The organism is Oligoflexus sp. (assembly GCF_035638955.1).
Taxonomy (GTDB): domain Bacteria; phylum Bdellovibrionota_B; class Oligoflexia; order Oligoflexales; family Oligoflexaceae; genus Oligoflexus.
Genome location: NZ_DASQYZ010000481.1, coordinates 1 through 6,713 on the forward strand (window position 1 = coordinate 1; position 6,713 = coordinate 6,713).

6 protein-coding genes and 1 pseudogene are annotated in these 6,713 nt (G+C 49.1%); 3 read left to right on the top strand and 4 right to left on the bottom strand.

Annotated features, from left to right (window positions below):
- Nucleotides 1–949 (top strand): IS5 family transposase (locus VE954_RS38915; RefSeq protein ID WP_324963363.1); only part of this gene is annotated, 949 nt, incomplete at its 5' end.
- 15 nt (nt 950–964) lie between these two features.
- Here the strand turns inward: VE954_RS38915 and VE954_RS38920 are convergent.
- A complete protein-coding gene (locus VE954_RS38920) occupies nt 965–2,434 on the bottom strand; it encodes a transposase (protein WP_324963365.1) in 1,470 nt (489 codons plus the stop codon).
- Nucleotides 2,435–2,493: 59 nt separating this feature from the next.
- Here VE954_RS38920 and tnpA point away from each other — a divergent pair, with 59 nt between their 5' ends.
- Nucleotides 2,494–3,021 carry an IS200/IS605 family transposase gene (tnpA, locus tag VE954_RS38925; RefSeq protein WP_349263867.1) on the top strand — a complete coding sequence of 176 codons (528 nt, stop codon included), beginning with the start codon at nt 2,494–2,496 and terminating at the stop codon, nt 3,019–3,021.
- A gap of 303 nt (nt 3,022–3,324) precedes the next feature.
- Here the strand turns inward: tnpA and VE954_RS38930 are convergent, their stop codons facing one another.
- From VE954_RS38930 to VE954_RS38940, 3 genes are all read right to left on the bottom strand, one after another.
- Nucleotides 3,325–3,600 carry a hypothetical protein gene (locus tag VE954_RS38930; protein WP_324963367.1) on the bottom strand — a complete coding sequence of 92 codons (276 nt, stop codon included), beginning with the start codon at nt 3,598–3,600 and terminating at the stop codon, nt 3,325–3,327.
- 13 nt (nt 3,601–3,613) lie between these two features.
- Nucleotides 3,614–4,717, bottom strand: a complete 1,104-nt coding sequence (locus VE954_RS38935) for a hypothetical protein (RefSeq protein ID WP_324963369.1) — start codon at nt 4,715–4,717, stop codon at nt 3,614–3,616.
- A gap of 811 nt (nt 4,718–5,528) precedes the next feature.
- Nucleotides 5,529–6,035 (bottom strand): hypothetical protein, encoded by a 507-nt coding sequence (locus VE954_RS38940; protein WP_324963370.1) that lies wholly within the window; start codon nt 6,033–6,035, stop codon nt 5,529–5,531.
- Between the two features lie 284 nt (nt 6,036–6,319).
- Between VE954_RS38940 and VE954_RS38945 the strand changes: the two are divergent.
- A pseudogene (locus VE954_RS38945) lies at nt 6,320–6,713 on the top strand (IS6 family transposase); the annotation flags it as partial.

A 6,713-nucleotide genomic window follows, 5' to 3' on the forward strand; every position in this document is an offset into this window, starting at 1 on the left:
CAAGGAGACGATTGAACTTGGTCGTAGAAAAAAGATTATTCCTGATGCTGAACTGAGCCGGGTTGTGGCTGATACCACCGTGCAGGAGAAGGCCATCACCTATCCGACTGATGCCAAACTCTTTCATAAGGCCCGGCAAAGGCTCGTCGTCGAATGCAGGAAACTTCGCATAAAACTCCGGCAAACATACGTCCGATCAAGTCCGAAGGTTCTTCTGCAGCATGCACGATATAGGCATCAAAAAAAGTCGAAATTGGCAAAACGTGCGCTTAAAAAACTCAAAACCTTTCTTGGACGAGTGATTCGGGATATCCGAAGACAAGTTTCCGATCCACCACCTACCCTGGATCTTCTTCTCGCCCAGGCGGAATCAATCCTCAATCGGCATCCAAAGCAGAAGGACAAAATCTATAGCCTTCATGCTCCAGAAGTTTCCTGCATCGCAAAAGGCAAGGCGAAAAAGAAATACGAATTCGGATCCAAGGTGTCGATAGCAACAACAGCAAAATCCTGCTGGGTGCTTGCCGTACAGTCCTTTCACGGAAATCCATTTGACGGCCACACCCTCTCTGATACACTCTGGATGATCAATCAGCTTCATAATACCTGGCCGGACGAAGTCTATCTGGATCAAGGGTACAAAGGCTTTGATGGATTGGTATGGGGATCGCAGGCGTATATTGCTGGCAAGGCAAAGAACCCACCACTGAATATTAAACGCCGATCCAGCATTGAACCTGTGATTGGGCATATGAAGCACGATCTCAGGCTCGGGAGAAACCATCTTTTGGGCGCAAAAGGCGATGGAATCAACGCTGTCATGTCTGGAGCAGGCTTCAACTTTAGAAAGTTGATGGCCATCGTTCGCGTGGGCATAAAACGAATTTCTGAGCGATTTTGCCTGATTTTGGACCTAAACCATTCCCTGAAATTTGTGTGCACTCCATAGCGTGATCAAACTTTTTCATGGCCGACTGACTATGCAGCCGGGTTTTCTCTTCTTGAAGGGATCATTCCCCGGACTGGCTTCCAAAGAAAAATCCAGAGACAACGCCTTTGGACTCTTCTTTTTCTTTTTTGACGCTTCATCGCCACGAGCGCAGGGGCTTTTGACCCGCCGCGACTTACCCTTGGCTCCACGTCCACTGTCAGATTGGGACAAAACTCCCCTGTCTGACAACTCCGATCCAGAGTTTAAAATAAGACTGATTGCTCGCTTTTTAATGACCTCTGCCGCGTTATGATCGGCATTATCAGCGTGGCCACAGCTACCGCAACGAAATAATTCCTGACTTTTGCGGTTACCGGGATGAGTGTAGGCGCAAGCTCCGCACTCCTGAGAGGTATGATGGGCAGGGACTTTGAACCAGACTTTGCCAGCCCGGTTGGCTTTATACTTTAAGAATTCCTCGAATCGGTGCCAGCCTACGTTAAGGATAGCCTTGTTGAGACCAGACTTGGCGGCAGCTCCATTCCTTAGCCACTTGCCTGAATCGTCCCTTTGGGCTTTGGCTCTCTTTGTCATTTGCTTTGTTTTAAGATCTTCGAGAATGAAAATTCTCGAATCTTTTTGATCGACAAGGGCACGGGAAGCCTTATGACAAAAGTCTTTTCTGATATTTCCTATATCATTGTGAGTATTTGACAGCTTGATTTTGGTTTTATGACGGCGCTTCGAACCCTTCTGCTGCCTTGACATTCGTCTTTGGTAACGAAGAAGATTCCTCTTCTTTTGGTCCATGCTTTGCTTTTGCCTGGGTGCAAAGTCAAAGCTTTGATCACCTGCCTGAACCGGCCTTTTTACTCCCCGGTCGATGCCGATGATATGCTGCCTGAGAAATTCCTCGGACTGGCCCCGGAGGTATTTGAGATGATCTTTTTGCGATAAAATTTCACTCTCGTCCTGGCCATCTTCGTAGCAAAAGGACACCCAAAACTCGTCGTGCCGTTTCTTGATATAGAGGGAAGCCGGTTGCTGGAAATCCTTATGGATCTTAAGAGAAAGATAGCCGATGTTATTGCGTTCTGCTCCAATGAATAACCTTCTGACGCCATCGGGACAGACTTCAAAGCGAAAAAGGTCACGCGTGAGGTGGATACTACCGCTGCGTGTTTTTTTCTTTATTTTTGGCTTTCCGCAGCGGGCTTTCATGAAATCCTGATATGTATCAAACCAGTTGCAGGCTGAGTTGGCAAGGATCTTACTCGGGCAAGCCGAGAGCCATGGGGAAAGATCGTCATCCTTGAAATGCGAGTATTTTTTGTCAATTGGTGCGTATGTGCCGATTGGGCAATACTTTCGCGCATAGGCCGAGTGGTAACGGTTTTCATCACACTTACTGTTCCAGATAAAACGAGCGCAACCCATCCACTGGCTTAAAACCAGCCTCTGATGGTCAGTCACATTCGCTTTAAGCCGAATTCCTGTAAGCATGCTGTACCTTTCTTTTTTCTTTCGCTATTCTATGGAAACCGGCAGGAGGAGTCAAGCATATGTCGAGTGATTTTGAGTGGCGAACAGGCAGACACTGCATATTTAAAAATCATATTCATCTTGTCTTTGTCACGAAATATAGACGCGGCGTACTAAGCGATGCCATGCTTCAAAGGCTGAAAGAAGTTTATTCGGAGACCATGGAACAAATGCAGGGCGAGCTTTTGGAGTTTGATGGTGAGGACGATCACGTCCACCTGCTGGTCGCATGCCACCCAAAAACCGCCGTTTCCAATCTGGCGGGCAAGCTTAAAGGAAAGTCGAGCTATATTCTTCGGCAGGAGTTCTGGCCTGAGATTAAAAAAAAGCTTTGGGGCGACCACTTCTGGAGTCCGAGCTACTGCGTAGTCTCATGCGGTGGGGCGCCATTGGATATTGTAAAAGCCTACGTTGAAAGCCAACGAAAGCCTTCAGAGAAAAAGAATATTGAGCAGTCCAAAAGATTTGCTGGTGTTAAGAGAAACGACGACAAAACCTGGAAAAGGACGGTGGCAAGGAGGGCGGAATCCAACGGCGGTATTCGCTAACGCGAAACCTTAGCGGTTCGCCTTGACCTCCCCGTGAACGAAGGAGGGTTGCGGCGAACCATTGCTCAAACTGGAGGCCGCTTGGAGTGATGGCTCGTTTCTTTCAAAATCTCCCTGAACAAGTATTGGGCCATTACGCTCCTGAATCATACGGTAAAGCTCTGACGGCTGCCTATCTGACAATATCACCTACGATCAAAATACTACGGAATTCTGGATGCATATATTCATTGTCGCATCCTGTTGTTTCTTCGGCATATTTTCCTCGATCAGCGGCGCCAAAAATTCACTCGTATAATCGCTCTAAATTTGCAGCTTCAGCAGCCACTCCCAACGCAAGCGTTCCTTCGCTGCTGGATCAGTCTCGCTCGTCACCACGGTTAAAATCCTGGCCTTCTCGGCGGCCAGCAGTGACGAACGCATCAGCGCCTTCGAAAATGCCCCGCTGAGCGCTGATCCAGACAGATGATCAAGGGTATTGCCCACTCCTGTTTCGGAGCTGGGAACCGGGTTTTTGTCGGCATCTTCTCCAGTTTCAGCCAGCTGAGGCTTGAAAGTTGAAAGCTTCGAGTCTCCCAAGTCAGGGTTCAACTCAAGCTGCCCGATATCCAAAAAGGCTGCGGGGGCCTGGCCTGCCCCCGAACCTCACCGGCCGGGCACCGCTCGAGGCGGAGGGAGCGGCGGCCTCGATAACCCAAGCAGTCATGAGATCGGGAGCGCGTACAATCACCGGGTCGGAAACAGCTGCTCCGAATCCAGCTACGCTGGATCCCTTCCTAGAAAAAATTTGGGAAGTTTGTTTTGGCTTGGTCGGATTCAGTTCCTCGCTCAACCACTCAGGTAAAATCAGCTCCGGATTCCTGCCGCGAAGTCCACTGCGATGATGGTATAAACTGCGGACAATCGCCGGCAGTTCCCGCGTCAGGCTCCGGGATTCATGATAATGGGGCACGCGCTTCAACAGCGATTTAAGCACCAACAGCAGCCTCGCGCGATCGATCCCCTTCCACTTGCATGCCAGTACCACTGAGACCAGCCACTGATTGCGCTCACCGTCTCGAACCTGCCCAGGCGCACAGATCGAAGCCGCAGTGAACGACGCAAATGATCCCTTCGCCCGGCCTTCCCCTCCGGTTTCCAAAAGCGCATAAGCACGATTCGTCAGCTCGGACGTTGAGCGGATGGTCAGACGAAATCCTTCTCCTCGAATGGGTTCCACGTTCAACCATTTGGGCGGATCTGACAGAAACTTATATACTGAGTTTTTTGAGATCCGGTAGCGTTGCATGATCAATGCCGCCGATACCTGCTCCGTTCCCCACGGTCCAACAGAATCGAGCAGGTCTGTATAAAGGCGGGCGCACGGCAGTTCGACACGAATGTCGTTCCAGAGAATATCCTCACGGTCACGCTTGTTCTGTGGCTTGAGCGCGGGGTGAAAGCGCAACGCATGAAGCAGATTCTGGATAACCCGTGGGCGTTTTTTCTGAATGACGGCCTCGGTAAACTCACAGTGATCAAGGACCCTGTCCGCTTGAAACATATTGGGCATGAGCCTCTTAAGGCCCCGTGCACCTTCGTCCGCACCCATCCCATAGAAATTCAGGATGCCGATAACCATGAACTGAAGTTTGAACGCAAGTTTTTGAATGTCGCCAGTCTCAGCAATGAGTTCCAACGGCGAGATCGCCAACACAAGGCTGATTCCCTTGCAGCCGGATGAACGGACAGCATACGAGAGGTACGAAAATAGGAGCGGAACCTCCTTTCAGGGTATCCGCTATCGCTGGCCAGTCGAGTTTCTCAGCGAATCGCCACTTCCTGTCGGCGCGTTAAAAGTCGAGGTCGAAGTGGAGCCAGATCAGAGTCTCGGTTCCAGTCCCTTCGTTTTTGATCGCGGTCGAGATTAATGGGAATTCCCCACGCTTGTCATTGCGTATGCCCCCACCGGCACAGCGAATCGCTTCCCATCCTCATGTTCCCACCTCGCAAACTGATAGTGGGACGGCTGTTTGGTATTTGGTTCCTTCTTTTTCCGGCAACGTCCCTGTCCTTCAAAAATATTCTTCAGCATCGCGGCTGCAGCCATTCCATGGCCTCCGGGCGCAAAGGTTTCCTGATCCGTTTACACGACCAAGCGCAACGCGCAAGAATGGCCATAAACGGCTGTTTTTTGACAACAATTTTTAAAAGAGGGTTGCGCGACAATTAAAGGCGGGATAGCTTAGGAAGTACCACGTTCGTTAAGCTCTGCACCTTTGATCGCCACCCCCCTTGTGGGGAATGATTGTTTAAATTTTGGTTACTCTACTTCTGGTTAATCCCTATTCCACAAAAACGCTTCTGTTTGTCTTTTGGCAGCTTAAGCGTTCGCTTTAATTGCAGGCATACTGTCAATAAAACCTAATTCGAGCAGATCAGGATGGTGAACCACCGCCCTGAGTTTCATGCTTCATGTTCCATGATAAACACCTTTTAAACCTAAAAAATACCTTAAATTTCAGCGATCAATGGACTGTCTCACTGGGTGTCTCAGAGCTTGTCTCAGTAGTGGTCTGAGATCCTGTCTCAATTGCTGTCTCAGTAAGTGTCTCAGATCCTGTCCTACTTTGAACTGTCAACTCATTGCGTGTATCCCAGCATTTTTGTTTGATCTTATTGAACTTACGTAGGTCCAAAAGCTTTTCTTTCTTAACCTCTTTTACAATCTGCTGGTTAATTTCATATCGAACCCAGTAGCTTCTGCGTTCACTGTGAACCCGGATCCACTTGTCATGTGAGAGCCTCTGGATAAGCTTTTTTACCTTCGCATCTGACCATCCAAAATATTCAGAAATTATTTTATGGCTCAATTTCACAGTCACATGTTCGCTGATTGTCGCATCGATAGCCGAAACAAAAAGCTCCATCAATGGATATCGTGGGCTTAGACGTTGCTCAGCTAGTTCAAAATCAATCTCTGCCGGCCAAGCCTTGGAATTCACCCTGTTCGTTGATGGTGCGGGTGCAGGCATTTGAGCGTCAGCTCTTGCTAGCGTCTTAGACGGTGTCCTAGTTCCTGTCTTTGATCCTGTTTCCATCAATTGCGATGAAGCGGGGGTAATTGTTTCAGTAGGGGGCTCAGAGGGTATCACAAGCCGTGTCTCAGAAGGTGTCTCAGATAATAAATGTCCAGCAGCAGGCGATGTCTCAGAAGGCGTCCCTGTAGGTGTCTCAGTTGTAACTTGCCCAGCTAGCAGTGTCCAATTTACTGTCTCAGAAGGGGTCTTATTTACTGTCTCAGAAGGGGTCTTATTTAACGTATATCAAGGTCAAAGGCCAGTGGAAATACCTTTACCGGGCAGTGGATAAGGAAGGCAATACCGTGGACTATTTGCTGACGGCAAAGCGCGACCGGAAAGCCGCACAACGCTTTCTCTCCAGGGCTATCAAGTTAAATGACGAACCGATAAAAATCACCATCGACAAAAGCGGAGCCAACGTCGCCGGCATTCAGGCCCATAATGAGGACGAAGGCACCGATATCGAAATTCGTCAGAGTAAATATTTGTACAACATTATCGAGCAGGACCATAGGCCCATCAAACAGCTATGCAGAGCCACCTTGGGCTTTGGGAGTTTTCGAACGGCAAGGGTTACAATTGGTGGCTTTGAGTCGATGAGGATCATTCGAAAACGGCAGATAGAAGCAG

What these genes read in the sequence shown, in the direction of transcription:
- VE954_RS38920 (WP_324963365.1), bottom strand. Translation starts at nt 2,434, where the DNA reads ATGCTTACAGGAATTCGGCTTAAAGCGAATGTGACTGACCATCAGAGG.
- tnpA (WP_349263867.1), top strand. Translation starts at nt 2,494, where the DNA reads ATGTCGAGTGATTTTGAGTGGCGAACAGGCAGACACTGCATATTTAAA.
- VE954_RS38940 (WP_324963370.1), bottom strand. Translation starts at nt 6,035, where the DNA reads ATGCCTGCACCCGCACCATCAACGAACAGGGTGAATTCCAAGGCTTGG.